Source organism: Bacillus sp. SIMBA_008, assembly GCF_046535495.1.
In the GTDB taxonomy this organism is placed as follows: domain Bacteria; phylum Bacillota; class Bacilli; order Bacillales; family Bacillaceae; genus Bacillus; species Bacillus subtilis.
Window position 1 is genome coordinate 224,214 of record NZ_JAWRWL010000006.1, and the last position, 17,213, is coordinate 241,426.

The 17,213-nt window shown below is 46.1% G+C and carries 17 protein-coding genes; 11 read left to right on the forward strand and 6 right to left on the reverse strand.

Features of this window, described 5'->3' with window-relative positions; translation table 11 throughout:
- Positions 1-80 precede the first annotated feature (80 nt).
- A complete protein-coding gene (gene acoR / locus SB658_RS19160; RefSeq protein ID WP_015715515.1) occupies positions 81-1,898 on the forward strand; it encodes an acetoin dehydrogenase operon transcriptional activator AcoR in 1,818 nt (605 codons plus the stop codon).
- Positions 1,899-1,951: 53 nt separating this feature from the next.
- Positions 1,952-2,131, forward strand: coding sequence for a small acid-soluble spore protein H (locus tag SB658_RS19165; RefSeq protein ID WP_003244276.1), 180 nt, complete (start codon positions 1,952-1,954; stop codon positions 2,129-2,131).
- Positions 2,132-2,166: 35 nt separating this feature from the next.
- Here the strand turns inward: SB658_RS19165 and SB658_RS19170 are convergent, their stop codons facing one another.
- The 6 genes from SB658_RS19170 to SB658_RS19195 are packed head-to-tail and all read right to left on the reverse strand — an operon-like array spanning position 2,167 to position 6,009.
- Positions 2,167-2,496: a YnfA family protein gene (locus SB658_RS19170; RefSeq protein WP_010886445.1), complete on the reverse strand. Its 330-nt coding sequence runs from the start codon at positions 2,494-2,496 to the stop codon at positions 2,167-2,169.
- A 49-nt stretch (positions 2,497-2,545) separates the two neighbouring features.
- Positions 2,546-3,088, reverse strand: a complete 543-nt coding sequence (locus SB658_RS19175; protein ID WP_186437839.1) for a YfjD family protein — start codon at positions 3,086-3,088, stop codon at positions 2,546-2,548.
- A gap of 9 nt (positions 3,089-3,097) precedes the next feature.
- On the reverse strand, positions 3,098-3,655 hold the full coding sequence (locus SB658_RS19180; RefSeq protein WP_003244496.1) for a YfjD family protein: 558 nt from the start codon (positions 3,653-3,655) through the stop codon (positions 3,098-3,100).
- A gap of 31 nt (positions 3,656-3,686) precedes the next feature.
- Positions 3,687-4,454, reverse strand: a complete 768-nt coding sequence (locus SB658_RS19185) for a hypothetical protein (RefSeq protein WP_003243767.1) — start codon at positions 4,452-4,454, stop codon at positions 3,687-3,689.
- A gap of 11 nt (positions 4,455-4,465) precedes the next feature.
- Entirely contained in the window at positions 4,466-5,689 is a 1,224-nt protein-coding gene (locus tag SB658_RS19190) for a hypothetical protein (protein WP_144500848.1), read from the reverse strand.
- Positions 5,690-5,694: 5 nt separating this feature from the next.
- A complete protein-coding gene (locus SB658_RS19195) occupies positions 5,695-6,009 on the reverse strand; it encodes a WXG100 family type VII secretion target (protein WP_014476174.1) in 315 nt (104 codons plus the stop codon).
- 335 nt (positions 6,010-6,344) lie between these two features.
- Here SB658_RS19195 and glvA point away from each other — a divergent pair, with 335 nt between their 5' ends.
- The 9 genes from glvA to lnrK all read left to right on the forward strand — a co-directional run bounded on the left by glvA (position 6,345) and on the right by lnrK (position 17,168).
- Complete coding sequence (gene glvA / locus SB658_RS19200; RefSeq protein WP_021481187.1) at positions 6,345-7,694, forward strand: maltose-6'-phosphate glucosidase; 1,350 nt, start codon at positions 6,345-6,347, stop codon at positions 7,692-7,694.
- Between the two features lie 64 nt (positions 7,695-7,758).
- Positions 7,759-8,523, forward strand: a complete 765-nt coding sequence (glvR, locus tag SB658_RS19205) for a MurR/RpiR family transcriptional regulator GlvR (protein WP_014476181.1) — start codon at positions 7,759-7,761, stop codon at positions 8,521-8,523.
- A 14-nt stretch (positions 8,524-8,537) separates the two neighbouring features.
- Positions 8,538-10,121, forward strand: a complete 1,584-nt coding sequence (gene malP, locus SB658_RS19210; protein WP_038428632.1) for a PTS maltose transporter subunit IIBC — start codon at positions 8,538-8,540, stop codon at positions 10,119-10,121.
- Positions 10,122-10,226: 105 nt separating this feature from the next.
- A complete protein-coding gene (locus SB658_RS19215) occupies positions 10,227-11,948 on the forward strand; it encodes an ABC transporter ATP-binding protein (protein WP_144500847.1) in 1,722 nt (573 codons plus the stop codon).
- Positions 11,942-13,756 carry an ABC transporter ATP-binding protein gene (locus SB658_RS19220; protein ID WP_144500846.1) on the forward strand — a complete coding sequence of 605 codons (1,815 nt, stop codon included), beginning with the start codon at positions 11,942-11,944 and terminating at the stop codon, positions 13,754-13,756. Before SB658_RS19215 ends, SB658_RS19220 begins: the two co-directional genes overlap by 7 nt.
- Before the next feature lie 153 nt (positions 13,757-13,909).
- Complete coding sequence (gene catD / locus SB658_RS19225) at positions 13,910-14,314, forward strand: DoxX family oxidoreductase CatD (protein WP_003244204.1); 405 nt, start codon at positions 13,910-13,912, stop codon at positions 14,312-14,314.
- 17 nt (positions 14,315-14,331) lie between these two features.
- A complete protein-coding gene (gene catE / locus SB658_RS19230; RefSeq protein WP_410602115.1) occupies positions 14,332-15,189 on the forward strand; it encodes a catechol 2,3-dioxygenase in 858 nt (285 codons plus the stop codon).
- A 117-nt stretch (positions 15,190-15,306) separates the two neighbouring features.
- Complete coding sequence (gene lnrJ / locus SB658_RS19235; protein WP_029726854.1) at positions 15,307-16,509, forward strand: two-component system sensor histidine kinase LnrJ; 1,203 nt, start codon at positions 15,307-15,309, stop codon at positions 16,507-16,509.
- Positions 16,506-17,168: a two-component system response regulator LnrK gene (gene lnrK / locus SB658_RS19240; protein ID WP_021481180.1), complete on the forward strand. Its 663-nt coding sequence runs from the start codon at positions 16,506-16,508 to the stop codon at positions 17,166-17,168. Before lnrJ ends, lnrK begins: the two co-directional genes overlap by 4 nt.
- Positions 17,169-17,213: the final 45 nt, after the last annotated feature.

Here is a 17,213-nt window from a genome sequence, read left to right on the forward strand (position 1 = left end):
CTTTTTTTTATTGTTGAAAGCGCTTTATTTTTCCCCTACAATAGATGAAAACGGCGTGTAAGGGAGGAGCGATCAAGGAAATGAATTCGGTCCCAAACGATTTGCAAACCTGGAAACGTTTTGTGAAAGACGGTGTGCTTGACGAAGCCCGATTAAGAAAACGGATTGCCGAGTCATGGCATCGCTGCAAAAAAGCTGAGGTCAATCCTTATTTAGAAAAAGGCCCGAAGGTTTTACAGCAAACGGAGCTGGATCAGCAGTCAAAAAAACATTCATTCTTCTTGACGACCGCAAAGCCTTACCTCGAAAAACTGCTGCCTGCCATAAAAGAAATGGAAATGATGGCGCTGCTAATTGATTCAGACGGTGTTGTTCTGGCATTGGACGGCCATTCCCGCGCGCTCTATGAAGCCAAACGCATCAACTTTGTCGAAGGGGCATGCTGGACGGAAACGGCTGTCGGAACAAATGCGATTGGCACGGCGCTCCACATTAGCGAGCCGGTTGCGATACAAGGATCAGAGCATTACTCCATTGCTTCCCATCTTTGGAACTGTTCAGCCGCTCCGATTCACCATGAGGATGGCAGCCTTGCGGGTGTGATTGACATATCGTGTCCGGCGGCAGGCGCTCATCCTCATATGCTCGGTATTGCCACTGCGATCGCCTATGCAGCTGAACGGGAGCTCGCAGCTAAAAGCCGTGAGAAAGAGCTCGAGCTGATCAGCCGTTTTGGAGAGAGGGCTGCATCCAGTGTGCCGATGGTGCTATGCAATATCAAGCAGCACATCATCAGTGCGAGCATACCGATTCGAACCTCAATGCCTGATTGGCAGGGCCGGCACCTGTATGAGTTGAAGGAACGGGGCTACTCAATCGAAAAAGCTGTCACCATAGGAGATGGCGGCACTTGTTTTTATCTTTCGGAACATAAGAAAAAGAAGGTGTTTCGATTCAATGGAGTGATCGGGAAAAGCGGCCGATCGCAAGCGATGCTGATGAACCTTGAACGTGCAGCTGCGGCAGATGCAACGGTCTGTTTGTCGGGCGAAACTGGTACGGGAAAGGAAGTCGCGGCTCGCGCACTTCATGAGAACAGTGAGAGACGGCACGGTCCGTTTGTTGCTGTCAATTGCGGAGCGATTCCGTCTGATTTGATTGAAAGCGAACTGTTCGGATATGCAGAGGGCGCTTTTACGGGAGCGAAACGAAATGGCTATAAGGGCGCCTTTCAAAAAGCGAATCAAGGCACATTATTTTTAGATGAAATCGGAGAAATTTCCCACTCGATGCAGGTTGCGCTTTTACGAGTGCTTCAGGAACGTAAGATAACGCCAATCGGCGGGACGAAAGAAATTCCGGTTGATATCAGAGTTATTGCCGCCACACATTGTGATTTACGCGAGCTTGCCGCAAACGGAAAAATCAGAGAGGACTTGTTTTACCGTCTTCATGTCTATCCAATTGAACTCCCTCCATTACGCGATCGCACCGAGGATATCCCGGATCTCTTTGAGTACTACAAACAGAAGAATCATTGGCCAGGCGAACTTCCTTCTGATTTTTGTAATGTGCTGAAGCAATGGAAGTGGCCGGGGAATATCCGTGAGCTGTTTAATGTGTTTGAACGTCTTTCTATCAGATTTCCGGACGGCCGGCTGAGGGATGAATCGCTACCCGCTTTACTGGAAGCCGCTGGATTGCCGGCCAGCTCTGTAGAAAAAAAGCCGGCTGCTGCCGGCGTGCTTACCTTTCGTGAGCAAATCCAAAAGGATATGATGATCAAAGCACTTGAATCTGCAAAAGGAAACGTCTCTCAAGCTGCCAAAATCAGCGGGATCCCCCGTAGCACTTTCTACAAACGCCTGAAAAAATTCAACTTGTCCGCTGAATCATAAAGCATACTTCCTTCAGGAAATGGAAACGTTATGTATTGAAGGAGGGTGTTACGATGAATATTCAAAGGGCGAAAGAAATTGTAGAATCTCCCGACATGAAGAAAGTAACATACAACGGCGTTCCTATTTACATTCAGCACGTAAATGAAGAAACTGGAACAGCAAGAATTTATCCGCTTGACGAACCGCAAGAGGAGCATGAAGTGCAGCTGAACAGCTTAAAAGAGGATTAAACAAAAATGGCCCGCTTCATAAGCAGGCCATTTTGTTATCCGCGCGGCGCAAATAAAATAACACAGACACCGATGAGACAAATGAATGCGCCGATCCAGTCATACAGATCAGGTGTTTTCCGGTCAACAAGCCATCCCCACAGGACCGCAAGCACGATGAATACTCCGCCATAAGCGGCGTATACACGGCCGAAAGATGGGAAGGACTGAAACGTCGGAAGAATGCCGTATACAATGAGGATCAGCGCCCCGGCGATTCCGTAGCCGGCTGGCTTTGCCTCTCTCAGCCATAGCCAAACCAGATATCCGCCGCCAATTTCGGCAAGCCCTGCCGCGAGAAATAAAAGAATGGTAATCAGCATCATGAGCACTCCTCAATTTGCATTTATCTTTCATTATAGAGGAGGAGAGCTTTTAAAGCTTCGGATGATTCTCAAATTCCTTCAAATACGCTTTTCGCTGAACCTCTGTAAATTGGCTGATCCAATTGTTTTGAGCCTCTTCATTCAAATGGGGAAGGATATAGCGTTCAACCGCTTCGAAAAACAGCGGATTCGCGATGATGTTCCAGGTCGGGATTCGAACGATTTTCCCGTCTGTTTTCTCGATGATAATATCCTCAAAAAAGATCCCTTTCAAACTGTATTGATGGCGTCCCATATAAAGCCGCTTCACCTCGGAAAACAGCACGCTGCGCTTTCTCGAGAAGATTTCGCCACTAGGTCCGGTCTTTATGGTGAAAATGACATTTCCACGGCTTGTGAACGCAGGAAAAGCCATAAAGAATGTGATCAATCCATAAATCATCGCCAGTAATCCGCCGCCCAAATAAAGCAGGGCATATTTAGATTCAAACGTGAGAGCTTCAGACACCAGCCAGACGCCCACAATAAAGGCGCCCTCTGTAGCGAGGAACAGCCAAGCCCTTAGAAACATCATGCTTTTTACTTCAATCATGTGCTGCCCCTAAAGCTTCGGATGATTCTCAAATTCCTTCAAATACGCACTGCGTTGGATGTCTGTAAACTGTCCGATCCAATTGCTTTTCGCCTCTTCATTCAGATGTGGAAGGATATAGCGTTCAACCGCTTCGAAAAACAACGGATTCGGAATGATGTTCCAAGTGGGAATGCGAATGGTCTTCTGATCAACAGTTTGGATCAATATATCTTCTTGGAAAATTCCTTTTAGACTAAATTTATGGCGGCTCATCTCAATTTTCTTGATATCAGTAAACGTAACAGACACTTTGTCAGTGAACACTTCTCCATTTTTTCCTGTCTTGATGCGGAAAATGGTATTTCCCCGCGGGGTGAAAGCCGGAAAGAAGATGATAAATAAATATAAACAAAACAAGGTGAACAGAAAGCCAGCAGGAATGGCTAATAGGTAATATTTCGTTTGAAACGTAATACCCATATAAAAGAGCCACAAACATGCTAATCCCATACCGGCAGATCCGACAAAAGCCCATATTCTCAGGAACATTTTGCTTTTGACTTCAATGATTTCTTGGTTTTTCAATGCTTTTCTCCTTTTGTTAATTCAATTCTTATCATTTTGAAATGATTTGATTTACAACATCCTTATGAGCAGGGAGGATAGAAAATTCATTCTGGGTGATGCCTGTGACAAGCCAAGTATGGTGGGCCCCCGGCAGGACAAATGCCATGTCAGCCACTTCAGGAGTGTTATCTTTGCCATATGCCAGACGCATAAGTGTATCCATTTTCCCTTTCCGCAAAGCCAGATCATTTGCAAATCGGGTAACGTCCTCTTGGTGGTCATGTTTTTCAAGGAACTCTTTTAGATATGAAGGGTTGTCTGAAGCGCCCTCCAAGAGTTTTTCAAATTCATTTGATGTCAATGTCACAATCGATTCTCTTTTATCCTCTGTATCTATTATATGTAAAAACTCATCTGTCTTAGCAAGTAACCCTTCACTTGATTCCATTTTTGTAATGCGATGGACTTGTTCATCAAAAAGGAGTTCGTGAGAGTAGGTGCCGAATTTTGATACATGGCAGGACACATTCTGTTCGGCGCCTTGCCCGTTAAATTTAGAAAGCTTCACTGTATAGTCAGCGTCGTTTAATACATGGATAAACGGACAGTACTCGTCCTTTAACCGATATTGATGGTTCCGATATTCCGCCGCGTCCTTAGCTAAGAGTGAGCGGCAAGCTGCTTCGAACAAAGCGCCGAGCTGTTCATCTTCTATTTCCGGAAAATAGGCCTGCTTCAAGGCCATCCCCTGTTCAAAAAACCCTTCGCTGTAAAAGCAAAATAAGAGTTCTTCTATGCTAATTGTAAACTGCTTCATTGTTTATTCTCCTATCCAAATGAAAATTTCCCTTTAAGGAAATGGGTTGCGCCGTGTATAAGCGAATCCGCTGTTTTCTTTGCTTTTTCCATTCCTTTTTTTGCGCTGTCTATCCCTTTATGTATCGATTTATTCGCCGCATCTATGCCGTCATTCACTGATTTGACGACTTTGCCGGCTGATTCCAGCCCTTTTTTGGCTGTATCAACAACAGCATGGATCGGTTCTTTCAGCTTTAAGGCTGCTTTTTCAGCAAAACCGGCTGTATATTTGGCGATTTGTTCTCCGACGACTCCGCCAATGTATGAACCTGCTGCCCCAAGAAGGACAGTACCCACAGGTCCTGCAAAGCTTCCGATTGCACCGCCAATGACAGCACCAGCTGTCGCACCGCCGGCAACAAAAATCGTATTATTCACAGCATTCCCGACGGCCTTGGCGTTTTCACGCTTGAGAACTTCGGGTTTGTCCTGGTATTTTGCATAATTTTCAGCAATTTTCACGCCTGCTCCGAATGTTTCGGTCGCACCAGTAATCAGTGTGGCGGTAATGGCATTTCCTTTCGCGAATCTCAAGCCCGTTTTTCCCACATCCTTCAAAGTGGAGCGTACGCCGGCTTCATTAAGAAATCCTTTTGTGTAGCTTCTGACGCTGTTTGAAAAATCCACCGTGTCCTGAGGGAAGTATTTTGTAAACTTTTTATGTACCAAATCTGAAAAAGGACGGTTTGTCTTTTTCAACAAATATTTAGGATTCAAAAGCACTCTTGCCGCTTTTTGATAACGTGAGCTGTCAACGGCCCTGGAAATATCCAAGAGCAGTTTTGAGTGCTGGGCTGTATGCAAGCCGCTTGGCTGTTTCACAAATTTCGTAAGCCCTAATCCGTAATATTTTCCCTGCGTCAGCATAAGAGCGGTTAAGCTTGTCATCGTACCGTATTTGTCGTAGGCATTGTAGAGCTTTCGCAAAATATTATCTTGTTCCACAAATTTATCGCCCGTTTTTCTGATGAAAATCTCATTGTCACTTAGCTTGGTGACGAGCGCTTTTCCTGAGCTCCACGCATCGCCCACTCCGGAAAAACAGCTGCTGTAGCGGGGATCGCATTGCAAAATCATCTGCCCCAGCTCCACATGCAGGTCCTTATATTTGTTTTCCATATCAGTTAATTCAGTGACTACATCATTTGCAAGCTGTTCGAGCTTATCCGGATCAACTGCAATGTTTCCTGACACACCGTTCACCTCCCGAGTTTATGTCTTTCCTCTCTTGCTTTACGCTCCAGTTCTTCCATTCTGGCAATTTCAGCTTTTCGTTCTTCTATTTTGACAGCGGCAGCCTTCAGCTCTTGGCTTGTTTCAAGCAGCTCCTGTTCGAATTGATCGTAGGCGGCTTTCGTTTCCTCGAAATCCTGGTCAAACGAATCTCTTGATTTGCCCTGCCAAGCATCTCCCAATGCAGATAACCGGGATTCAAGCAGCATTTTGGAGCTTCTGACCTCTTCTGCGGCCGCACTGTACTTGTTTGCCAGCTCAATGACTTTATATGAGTCCAACTTTTGTCCCCTGCCTTTTCTAAATTCACGCACAATTGGATGTTTTATATAAATGATTATAAATAATTCGGCATGTATCCGAATCGTACAAAAGAACCTTTTCATAAGAATTGGAAGGGCGTATATTCACTTAAAATTCACAGTTGGTGAGACTTTAAGATTACAAAAAAGGTAAAAAAAACAAATCCCTCAGACATAAGGCAAATGAGAAATTTCCCGCTCTATGGGAAAAAACACTAAAGTTGATCAAATGACCTAAGTGCGCCAAACGTGTTACGGGACGGGATATCTCGTGGTATAAATGGAATTGTAAACGTTATCAAGGAGGTCGTCATATGAAGAAAAAATCATTCTCAATCGTAATAGCGGGCGGAGGGAGCACTTTCACTCCAGGGATCGTACTCATGCTCTTGGACCATTTGGAGGAGTTTCCGATCAGAAAGCTGAAGCTGTATGATAATGATAAGGAGAGACAGGATCGAATTGCAGGCGCCTGTGATGTTTTTATCAGAGAAAAAGCGCCGGATATTGAATTTGAAGCGACGACTGACCCGGAAGAAGCTTTTACAGATGTCGATTTTGTTATGGCGCACATCAGAGTAGGGAAATACGCGATGCGTGCGCTTGATGAGCAAATTCCGTTAAAGTACGGAGTTGTCGGCCAGGAGACGTGCGGGCCGGGCGGGATCGCATACGGTATGCGTTCGATCGGCGGTGTGCTTGAGATATTAGATTACATGGAAAAATACTCGCCTGATGCTTGGATGCTCAATTATTCCAATCCGGCGGCGATTGTGGCTGAAGCTACGAGACGCCTTAGACCGAATTCTAAAATTCTCAATATCTGTGATATGCCGGTTGGGATCGAAGACCGGATGGCGCAAATTCTTGGCTTAGCTTCAAGAAAAGAAATGAAGGTCCGCTATTACGGATTAAATCACTTCGGCTGGTGGACATCAATTCAGGATCAAGAGGGCAACGATTTAATGCCGAAGCTGAAGGAGCATGTATCTCAATACGGCTATATTCCGAAAACAGAGGCTGAAGCGGTGGAGGCGAGCTGGAATGACACATTCGCCAAAGCGCGTGACGTGCAGGCCGCAGATCCTGACACACTGCCGAATACGTATTTGCAATATTATTTGTTCCCGGATGATATGGTGAAAAAATCAAATCCGAATCATACGCGGGCAAATGAAGTGATGGAAGGTCGCGAAGCTTTTATTTTCAGCCAATGTGACATGATTACACGTGAGCAGTCCACGGAAAACAGCGAAATCAAAATAGATGACCACGCATCATATATCGTTGATCTTGCCCGGGCGATTGCCTACAACACAGGTGAAAGAATGCTGTTGATCGTTGAAAATAACGGCGCAATTGCGAACTTTGACCCGACTGCGATGGTCGAGGTGCCATGCATTGTCGGCTCAAATGGGCCTGAACCGATTACCGTCGGCACCATTCCGCAATTCCAAAAAGGGCTTATGGAGCAGCAGGTATCCGTTGAGAAGCTGACTGTTGAAGCATGGGCGGAGAAATCGTTCCAAAAGCTGTGGCAGGCGCTAATTTTGTCAAAAACAGTGCCGAACGCGCGTGTGGCAAGACTCATTCTCGAGGATTTAATGGAGGCCAACAAAGACTTCTGGCCTGAGCTTGATCAAAGCCCGACCCGTATATCATAACTGAAATTCCCCCATTTTCGAATCTGTAATTGTATATAATAGAAAGAAAATGGGGGGATCTGATATGCAGCTCGAAGAACTGATCAATCAGCACTACAGCAAATTGAATGACAACGATTTTCATATTTTAAAATATATATTGAATCATAAGCACACATGCTATCACCTTGGAATCGACGCGCTGGCCAAAGCTTGCAGTGTATCGCGTTCCTCAATTTTACGGCTTGCCCAAAAGCTCGGTTTCAGTGGCTACAGTGAATTTCGCGTCTTTTTAAAGTGGGAAGATCAGCCGGAAGAAGGCGAGAGTATGAGTTTTGAAAAGCTGCTTGATGATATTGAAGCAAATTTGAAGTTCTTACGGACAAAGGACATGACGGACATGTGCCAGCTGATTGATGAAGCTGACCGCATTTTCGTCTACGGTTCTGGAAATGCGCAAAAGATATGCGCCCGCGACCTGCAAAGAATGTTTATTCCGCGTCATCGCTATCTTATTTTAATTGAAGACACAAATGAATTTAATCTGATGCGCGGGGATTTTAAAGTGAACGATCTGTTTATCATCATTTCTCTTTCCGGAGAAACACCGGAGCTGATTCCTCAGGCAAGAATGCTTTCTGCAAAGGGTATTCCCTTTATTTCCATTACGAATTTAAAAAACAATGTCCTCGCCCAGCTGACTCCGCATAATCTTTATGCGACAAGCAAACCTGTGACATTAAGCGATAAAACGGAAATTGTCGCTTTTGCACCGTTTTTTCTCGTTGGCGAAGCATTGTTCCGCGCATATGTTGATTACAAAGAGGCAGAAAAAAATGACAATGAGTAGCAGGGGGTTCTGGTATGATGCAAAAAATTCAGCGCTTTGGAAGCGCGATGTTTGTGCCTGTTTTATTATTCGCGTTCGCCGGCATTATCGTCGGTATCAGCACGCTCTTTAAAAATAAAACCCTCATGGGACCGCTCGCCGATCCTGACGGTTTTTGGTATCAGTGCTGGTATATCATTGAGCAGGGCGGCTGGACTGTCTTTAACCAAATGCCGCTCTTATTCGCCATTGGCATCCCGGTTGCTTTGGCGAAGAAAGCTCAGGCACGCGCTTGTTTGGAAGCGCTTACTGTCTACCTGACATTCAACTATTTTGTCAGCGCGATATTGACGGTATGGGGAGGAGCATTTGGCGTCGACATGAATCAAGAGGTCGGCGGAACGAGCGGATTAACGATGATTGCGGGCATAAAAACGCTCGATACCAACATTATCGGAGCCATCTTTATTTCTTCGATTGTCGTCTTTTTGCATAATCGCTATTTTGATAAAAAACTGCCCGATTTTCTCGGCATCTTTCAAGGCTCAACATATATCGTGATGATTTCCTTCTTTATTATGATCCCAATTGCCTTGGCTGTGTCTTATATTTGGCCGATGGTTCAATCGGGAATCGGCTCGCTTCAAAGCTTCCTGGTTGCTTCTGGGGCGGTGGGCGTTTGGATATACACGTTTTTGGAACGGATTTTAATTCCGACCGGCCTTCATCACTTTATTTACACGCCGTTTATTTATGGCCCGGCTGTAGCGGAAGGCGGGATCGTCACGTATTGGGCACAGCATCTCGGCGAATATTCGCAAAGCGCCAAACCGCTGAAGGAGCTCTTTCCGCAAGGCGGATTCGCGCTTCACGGCAACTCGAAAATCTTCGGTATTCCGGGTATCGCCCTGGCTTTTTATGTGACAGCCAAAAAGGAAAAGAAAAAACTCGTCGCAGGGCTGCTGATTCCTGTCACACTGACAGCGATTGTCGCCGGTATTACAGAGCCGATTGAGTTTACGTTCTTATTCATTTCACCTTTCTTATTTGCGGTTCACGCCGTGCTTGCCGCCACAATGTCGACAGTTATGTATATGGCCGGCGTCGTCGGAAATATGGGAGGCGGACTGATTGAGGCGGTGACCTTGAACTGGATTCCGCTCTTTGGCAGCCACGGTATGACATATGTGTATCAAATTTTGATCGGGCTCTCGTTTACAGCAATTTATTTTTTCGTCTTCAGATTTTTAATCCTCAAATTCAATATCGCTACACCAGGACGGGAAAAGGATGAACAGCAGGAAACAAAGCTATATTCGAAAAAGGAATACAGAGAACGAAAAAACAAGGATGAAACAGCCTCCGCTGCTGAAACGGCAGATGACACCGCTTTTCTGTATATTGAAGCGCTGGGCGGAAAAGGCAACATCACTGAAGTCACAAACTGCGCCACCCGCCTCAGAGTCAGTGTCAAGGACGAAACAAAGGTTGAACCCGACAGCGTATTCCGCGCGCTTGGCGCACACGGCGTCGTCAGGAACGGGAAGGCGTTTCAGGTGATTATCGGATTAAGCGTACCGCAGATGCGGGAGCGTGTGGAAAAAATATTGAATCAATAAAGACTGCCCTCCTTTTCGGGAGGGTTTTCGTTTGCCGTCAAAAAGACCGCCATAGTAAAGTAAAGAAAGAGACAATCGAGTAAAAAGGGGTTTGGAGGCTTTTACATGCAAAAGGCTTTGTCGTTTTTAAAACCATATTCATTGCTGGCGGGAATTGCTCTGATTCTTATGTTGACGGAGCTTGTAGTTGAACTGATGCAGCCTTTATTGATTGCAAAAATCATCGACGATGGGATATTGAAGCAAGATCTGCGGCATGTATGGATATGGGGCACGGTCATGATCGGGCTGACCGTGTTATCCTTTGCGGCGGGGATGCTGAATTCCTTTTATGCCGCCCATGTCAGCCAAAGCTTTTCCTATGATACGAGAAAAGGGCTTTTTCAAAAAATCCAGTCCTTCTCCTATTCCACATTTGGACAGTTTTCGTCCTCTTCTTATATCACAAGGCTGACAAACGACGTCACACAGGTTCAAAATATGATTTTTATGAGTTTGCGGTTTATGCTGCGGGCTCCCTTAATGATTGCAGGCGGCATTGTGCTATCGCTTGCCGTTAATGTGAAACTCGGCTTTTTTCTGCTTGTGACCATTCCGATCCTGATCTTGTTTTTGCTATGGGTATTAAGGAAAGGCGGGGCACTGTTCCGCTCAGTGCAGAAAAGGCTGGATCAAGTGAACACCATCATGCAGGAAAATTTAATTGCAATCAAGCTGATCAAAGCGCTGCTTCGCGGCAGCCACGAAGTCAAACGATTTATCAAAGCCAACACAAGGCTGATGGAAAAAACGGTTTCGGCCTTTCAGCTTGTGGAATTCACGATGCCTGTACTGATGCTTTTGATGAATCTCTGCATCCTTTTGATTTTGTGGGCGGGGTCCTACAGTATCACGAGCGGAAGCACTCAGGTCGGCGATGTTGTTGCGATTATTAACTACGCAACACGAATTACGGGCGCGCTTTCGATGTTTCCGTTTTTGATTATGATTTTCACCCGGGCGAAGGCTTCAGGGGATAGAATCGGTGAGGTGCTTGAAACAGAAGGCGACGAGCGGGAGGAAGGCATCATATCTGATCGTTTGTCAGGACGGATTGAGTTTCAGCATGTATCCTTTCGCTATCCTGAAATGGACAGAGAAGCGCTCAGGAATGTCTCATTTTCCGCAAAGCCAAGAGAAACGATCGCGATTCTCGGTGCGACGGGCTCGGGCAAGTCCACGCTTTTTCAGCTCATTCCGCGGCTTTATCAGCCGGATTCAGGCCGCATTTACATAGATGAAAAGCCGGTTCAAGATATTCCGGCTGAAGGGCTGCGCAGGCAAATTGGATATGTACCGCAGGAAGTCCTCTTGTTTTCCGGCACAATCAAAGAAAACATCGCTTGGGGCAAAGAAAATGCTTCACTAGATGAAATAATGGATGCGGCCAAACATGCGCAAATTCATGAAACGATTTTGAAGCTCCCAAATGGATATGACACAGTTTTGGGGCAAAGAGGCGTCAACCTGTCCGGCGGCCAGAAACAGCGAATTTCCATTGCGCGGGCGCTGATTCGAAAACCGGCTATCCTTCTATTAGATGACAGCACAAGCGCACTTGATCTGCAAACGGAGGCGAAGCTGCTTGAAGCAATCAGCACATACCATTGCACAACTTTGATCATTACACAAAAAATAACCACGGCGATGAAAGCTGATCAGATTTTGCTGCTTGAGGACGGCGAACTGATTGAAAAAGGCACTCATAGTGAGCTGCTTTCTGCATCTCAGTTATACAAGCGCATTTACGAGTCACAATTCGGAAGGGAGGGGAGCGAGTCATGCTAAAAGACATCCGCAAGCCTTTCCAATATCCCAAACTGCCAATTGACAAAAAAGAAGGCGCGAAAAAGCGGGCGAAAGCAAAGGATACAAAGGGCACACTGAGACGAATCTGGTCTTACTTGGCTGAAAGAAAAGGACTGCTCATACTTGTCATGCTGATGGTTGTCATCAGCGCGATATTCGGGCTCCTTGGCCCCTTTGTGATCGGAAAGGCCATTGACCATTTTATCGTCGGGAAAACGGTCAGCGGCTTGATTCCCGTTTTACTTCTTCTGCTCGCTATCTATATCATTCAGTCCCTGTCGCTTTGGTTTCAAAACTATTGGATGATTATGATCTCGCAGGGCACGGTTTTCAGAATGAGAAGCGAATTGTTCACCCATCTGCATGAGCTGCCGATTCCATTTTTTGATAAACAGCGGCACGGCGAGCTGATGAGCCGGGTGACGAATGACATCGAAAATGTCAGTTCTACCTTAAACACGTCAGTCATTCAAATTTTGTCAAGCGTGATCACCTTTGTCGGGACGATTGCGGTGATGCTGTACATGAGCCCGCTCCTTACATTGATTACGCTGGCCATTATTCCGGTGATGGCAGCGAGCCTGAAATGGATCACCAACCGAACGGGAAAGCTGTTTAAAGAACAGCAGAAAAACCTTGGTGATCTGAATGGGTATATTGAGGAATCTGTTTCAGGCGCAAAGGTCATCAAAGCATATTCACGTGAGAAGCAGATTACTGCTGAATTCCTCGAAAAAAACGCTGCACTCAAGACGTCGGGCTTTTGGGCGCAGACGATTTCCGGGTTTATCCCGAAGGTCATGAACTCTTTGAATAACTTAAGTTTTACAATGATTGCGGCAATCGGCGGTTTGTTTGCGCTGAAAGGCTGGATCTCGATCGGCTCCATCGTCGTCTTTGCCGAGTATTCAAGACAATTTACACGCCCTTTAAACGATCTGGCCAACCAGTTTAATACGATGCTGTCCGCAATCGCCGGCGCTGAACGGGTGTTTGACGTGCTTGATGAAAAAGAAGAGCGCGAGGATGAAAAGAACGCCGTGCATCAGCCCATCCAAACAGGCAGCATTGAATTCCGCGATGTGTCCTTCGGTTACGATAAAGGGCAGCAGACACTGAAGCATTTACAGTTTACCGTGCCTGCAGGGCAGTCCATCGCGTTTGTCGGACCGACGGGGGCGGGGAAGACAACCGTCACTAACCTTATCGCCCGTTTTTACGAGCCTAACGATGGAAAAATTTTAATCGACGGTATAGATATTAAAACCCTTACTAGAGCAAGCCTGAGAAAAAACATGGGGTTTGTTCTTCAGGATTCTTTCTTATTTCAGGGAACGATCAGAGAAAACATTCGCTACGGCAGGCTAGATGCTTCTGATCAGGAAGTCGAAGCCGCTGCAAAAACAGCGAATGCCCATAGTTTTATTGAAAGGCTGCCAAAAGGGTATGATACCGTGCTGACGCAAAACGGTTCGGGCATCAGTCAAGGACAGAAGCAGTTGATTTCTATAGCGAGGGCGGTGCTTGCCGATCCGGTTCTTCTCATTTTGGATGAAGCGACAAGCAACATTGATACCGTTACAGAAGTCAACATTCAAGAAGCGCTCGCCCGTTTAATGGAAGGAAGAACAAGCGTCATCATTGCCCACAGGCTGAACACCATTCAAAGAGCGGACCAGATTGTGGTGCTAAAAGACGGTGAAATGATTGAAAAAGGCAGCCATGACGAGCTGATTCGGCAAAAAGGATTTTACAGTGACTTATATGAAAGCCAATTTGAGAAATAGACCTTTGTCCTGCACAGAGGTCTTTTTTGTTACAGTTTTATAGTACTTTTATTTCATTTTCGTAAAATGTAACAAAATTACTTGACGTAAACAAGTTATTTATATATACTAACTTACATTAAGTAAGTGATAACATTTATCAAGGAGGATAAAATGAATAAATCATTTGAAATTGGCACATTACTTTTAAGAGTTATTACAGGTATTATCTTTTTTGTTCACGGTTTATCAAAGTTTCAGGGAATGGAGGGCACCATCCAATTTTTCGGCAGCATAGGCCTTCCAAGCTTTATGGCGTATGTCATCGCAGCGATTGAACTCATTGGCGGAGTGCTTGTCTTCTTCGGATTGGCTACACGTATTGTCGGTGTACTGTTCGCTCTTACACTGATCGGCGCCATCATCACTGTTAAGCTGAAAGCGCCATTCATGGGCAATGCAGAATTTGATTACCTTCTGCTTTTGACATCCATTCACCTGGCGCTTACTGGAAGTCGATTCCTGGCGCTGGACCCATTTGTGTTTAAAGGAAAAAAGAACGGAAACGTTTCAGCATAAGAAAAGAGGCATGCAGCATGACCAGCATTCATGAGGATACACACATTGGCTATGCCAAACTCACAATTCGCAGTCTGGAGCGTTCGCTTCAGTTCTACTGTAACGTCATCGGTTTTCAAGTCTTAAAAAAGACGGATCGCCAAGCTGAATTAACGGCTGACGGGAAACGCGTACTGCTTATTCTTGAAGAAAATCCGAGCGCTGTCGTCTTGCCTGAACAGTCTGTGACAGGCCTTTATCACTTTGCGATTCTTCTTCCGGACAGGAAGGAACTTGGGATCGCGCTCGCCCGCTTGATTGAACACGGCATTGCTATCGGACATGGGGACCATGCTGTCAGCGAAGCGCTCTACCTGTCTGATCCTGACGGAAACGGCATTGAAATGTATGCTGACCGCCCCCGCAGCACGTGGCAGCGTGATCTGGAAGGAAACTATGTCATGACGACAACCGCTGTTGACATTGAGGGCCTTCTGGAAGAGGCAGGAGATGAGCGGAAAACATCGCTTCCGAACGATACAATCATCGGACACATTCATCTGCATGTCAGTGATTTGAAAGAAGCAAAGGCGTTTTATACAGATGTACTGGGCTTTGACATTGTCGGAAACTATGCGGGCATGTCCGCCCTCTTCGTTTCAGCCGGGGGGTACCACCATCATATCGGCTTAAACATTTGGGCGGGAAGAAATGCGCCGCCTAAACCGACAAATGCCAGCGGACTAGATTATTATACTGTTGTCCTGCCCCACCAAGAGGAGCTGGATTTGGTGGCAAACCGAGTCAAACATGCCGGGTATTCGATTGAAGAGACGGAAAACAGCTTTCGTGTGAAAGACCCTGTTTCCGGCGCCTATATTACATTTGTGATTTAATTGCAATCCCCTTGCCGAAAAAACGGCAGGGGGATTTTTTATTTTCCAGAAACTCCTGTCAAAAATGCCCTGAGGCAGGTATGATAAGAAGGGAATTGGGTATCGGGAGTGATGAGCGTGAAAGCTCTTTTTTTTACGAGAATGTTCACCTTGATGGTGAGCTGTTTAATGTATCTGTCCATTGTGAAAGAGGATAACTGGTTTGGATATGTATTTATAGCAGCAGGTGCTGCCATGTATGCAGCCAATCATGTTTTGCTGACAAAAGAGACAAATGCCATCTGGTTCTGCCTGATTGATATTGCAATCGGCTTTTCGTTCGGATTTATCTTTCCCGGCACAGGTTTGTTCATTATTATGCTTTGTCCGGTTGCGGTCGCTTTTTTTCTGCGGGGGTTTCCTAAAAGAACAGCATGGTCTGTCTTATGTCTTTCCTCTATTTTATTTTTGACCGTCCTCATCCGTACATATGCGATGTTCGGCAATGAATTTGTCATTGATCATTTGACTAGCATGACATTCGTTGTCTTCTGCGGTGTCGTGGGCAAATTAATCAGCAAGCTGTTGGATGCGCAGGATACGGCAAAACAGCAGTTTCAGGAACTGACGGAGTCCCATCTGGCGCTGTCTGCTGCACATCAGGAGCTCCATTTATATGCGAAGCAGGTTGAAGAGCTGACTGCCATTTACGAGCGGAACAGAATGGCGCGGGAAATCCATGATACAGTGGGGCATAAAATGACGGCCCTTCTCGTCCAGCTGCAGCTTTTGCGTGAATGGCAAAAAAGAGACAGCCAAAAAGCGGATGAGACAGTAGGTGTCTGTGAAACACTTGCCCGTGAAGCGCTTGATGATGTCCGCTTATCAGTACGCACTCTGCAAACTGAAAACGATCCTTCGCTAATCGAATCGCTGAAACAGCTGACAGAGGACTTTTGCAAAAATGCAGGAGTCACAACAGAATTTGCGGTCAGCGGTGATCCTGCAATCATCCCGCTGTCTCTCCATCCGACCCTGATCAGAACGGCGCAGGAAGCACTGACCAATGCCAAACGGCACGGCGGCGCCGCAGCTTGTTCGATACAGCTTGCCTGCACAACGGACAGCATCAGCCTTGTCATTAAGGATGACGGCAAAGGCAATCCCGAGGCAGCACTTGGTTTTGGTCTCTTGAATATGAAAAAGCGGGCAGCGGAGCATGGCGGAACGATCCGTTTTGAGAGCGAACGGGATCAAGGGTTTACTGTAATCGCCGAATTTTCACTGGCTAATAAAAAATGGAGCTTCGGGCCCGCACAGCAAAAGGAGAGTTTATCATGATTAAGATCATCATTACCGACGATCAGGATATCGTCAGAGAAGGGCTGGCATCCCTGCTCCAGCTCCGAGAAGAGCTCGATGTGATCGCAACGGCGCGAAACGGACAGGAAGCCTTCGAAAAGGCGAAAGAGCTGGAGCCGGATATCGTGTTAATGGACATCCGCATGCCGGTTTCCAACGGGGTGGAGGGAACAAAATTAATCACAAGCTCGCTGCCAGGCGTAAAGGTTTTGATGCTGACAACCTTTAAGGATTCAGCGCTGATTGCTGAAGCGCTTGAAGAAGGAGCAAGCGGGTATCTGCTGAAGGATATGTCTGCAGATACGATTGTAAAAGCAGTGATGACTGTTCATTCTGGCGGAATGGTGCTTCCGCCGGAATTGACTGCCCAAATGCTGAATGAATGGAAGCGTGAAAAACAGCTGAAAGGAATAAATGAGATAGAAAAACCTAAGGAGCTGCTCGACCTGACCGAGCGCGAAATCGAAGTTCTGGCTGAGCTGGGGTACGGGCTGAATAACAAAGAAATTGCCGAAAAGCTTTACATTACAGAAGGCACAGTCAAAAACCACGTTTCAAATATTATCAGCAAGCTGGCTGTCAGGGACAGAACCCAAGCCGCCATTTACTCGGTCAGATATGGTGTATCTGTCTTTTGACATATGACGTTTTGCATATACACTTCTCTGAAAAGGCCTTTTACA

Excerpts from the sequence above, each read along its gene's own strand:
- acoR (WP_015715515.1), top strand. The coding sequence starts at position 81 with ATGAATTCGGTCCCAAACGATTTGCAAACCTGGAAACGTTTTGTGAAA.
- SB658_RS19165 (WP_003244276.1), top strand. The coding sequence starts at position 1,952 with ATGAATATTCAAAGGGCGAAAGAAATTGTAGAATCTCCCGACATGAAG.
- SB658_RS19170 (WP_010886445.1), bottom strand. The coding sequence starts at position 2,496 with ATGATGCTGATTACCATTCTTTTATTTCTCGCGGCAGGGCTTGCCGAA.
- SB658_RS19175 (WP_186437839.1), bottom strand. The coding sequence starts at position 3,088 with ATGATTGAAGTAAAAAGCATGATGTTTCTAAGGGCTTGGCTGTTCCTC.
- SB658_RS19185 (WP_003243767.1), bottom strand. The coding sequence starts at position 4,454 with ATGAAGCAGTTTACAATTAGCATAGAAGAACTCTTATTTTGCTTTTAC.
- glvA (WP_021481187.1), top strand. The coding sequence starts at position 6,345 with ATGAAGAAAAAATCATTCTCAATCGTAATAGCGGGCGGAGGGAGCACT.
- glvR (WP_014476181.1), top strand. The coding sequence starts at position 7,759 with ATGCAGCTCGAAGAACTGATCAATCAGCACTACAGCAAATTGAATGAC.
- malP (WP_038428632.1), top strand. The coding sequence starts at position 8,538 with ATGATGCAAAAAATTCAGCGCTTTGGAAGCGCGATGTTTGTGCCTGTT.
- SB658_RS19215 (WP_144500847.1), top strand. The coding sequence starts at position 10,227 with ATGCAAAAGGCTTTGTCGTTTTTAAAACCATATTCATTGCTGGCGGGA.
- SB658_RS19220 (WP_144500846.1), top strand. The coding sequence starts at position 11,942 with ATGCTAAAAGACATCCGCAAGCCTTTCCAATATCCCAAACTGCCAATT.
- catD (WP_003244204.1), top strand. The coding sequence starts at position 13,910 with ATGAATAAATCATTTGAAATTGGCACATTACTTTTAAGAGTTATTACA.
- catE (WP_410602115.1), top strand. The coding sequence starts at position 14,332 with ATGACCAGCATTCATGAGGATACACACATTGGCTATGCCAAACTCACA.
- lnrK (WP_021481180.1), top strand. The coding sequence starts at position 16,506 with ATGATTAAGATCATCATTACCGACGATCAGGATATCGTCAGAGAAGGG.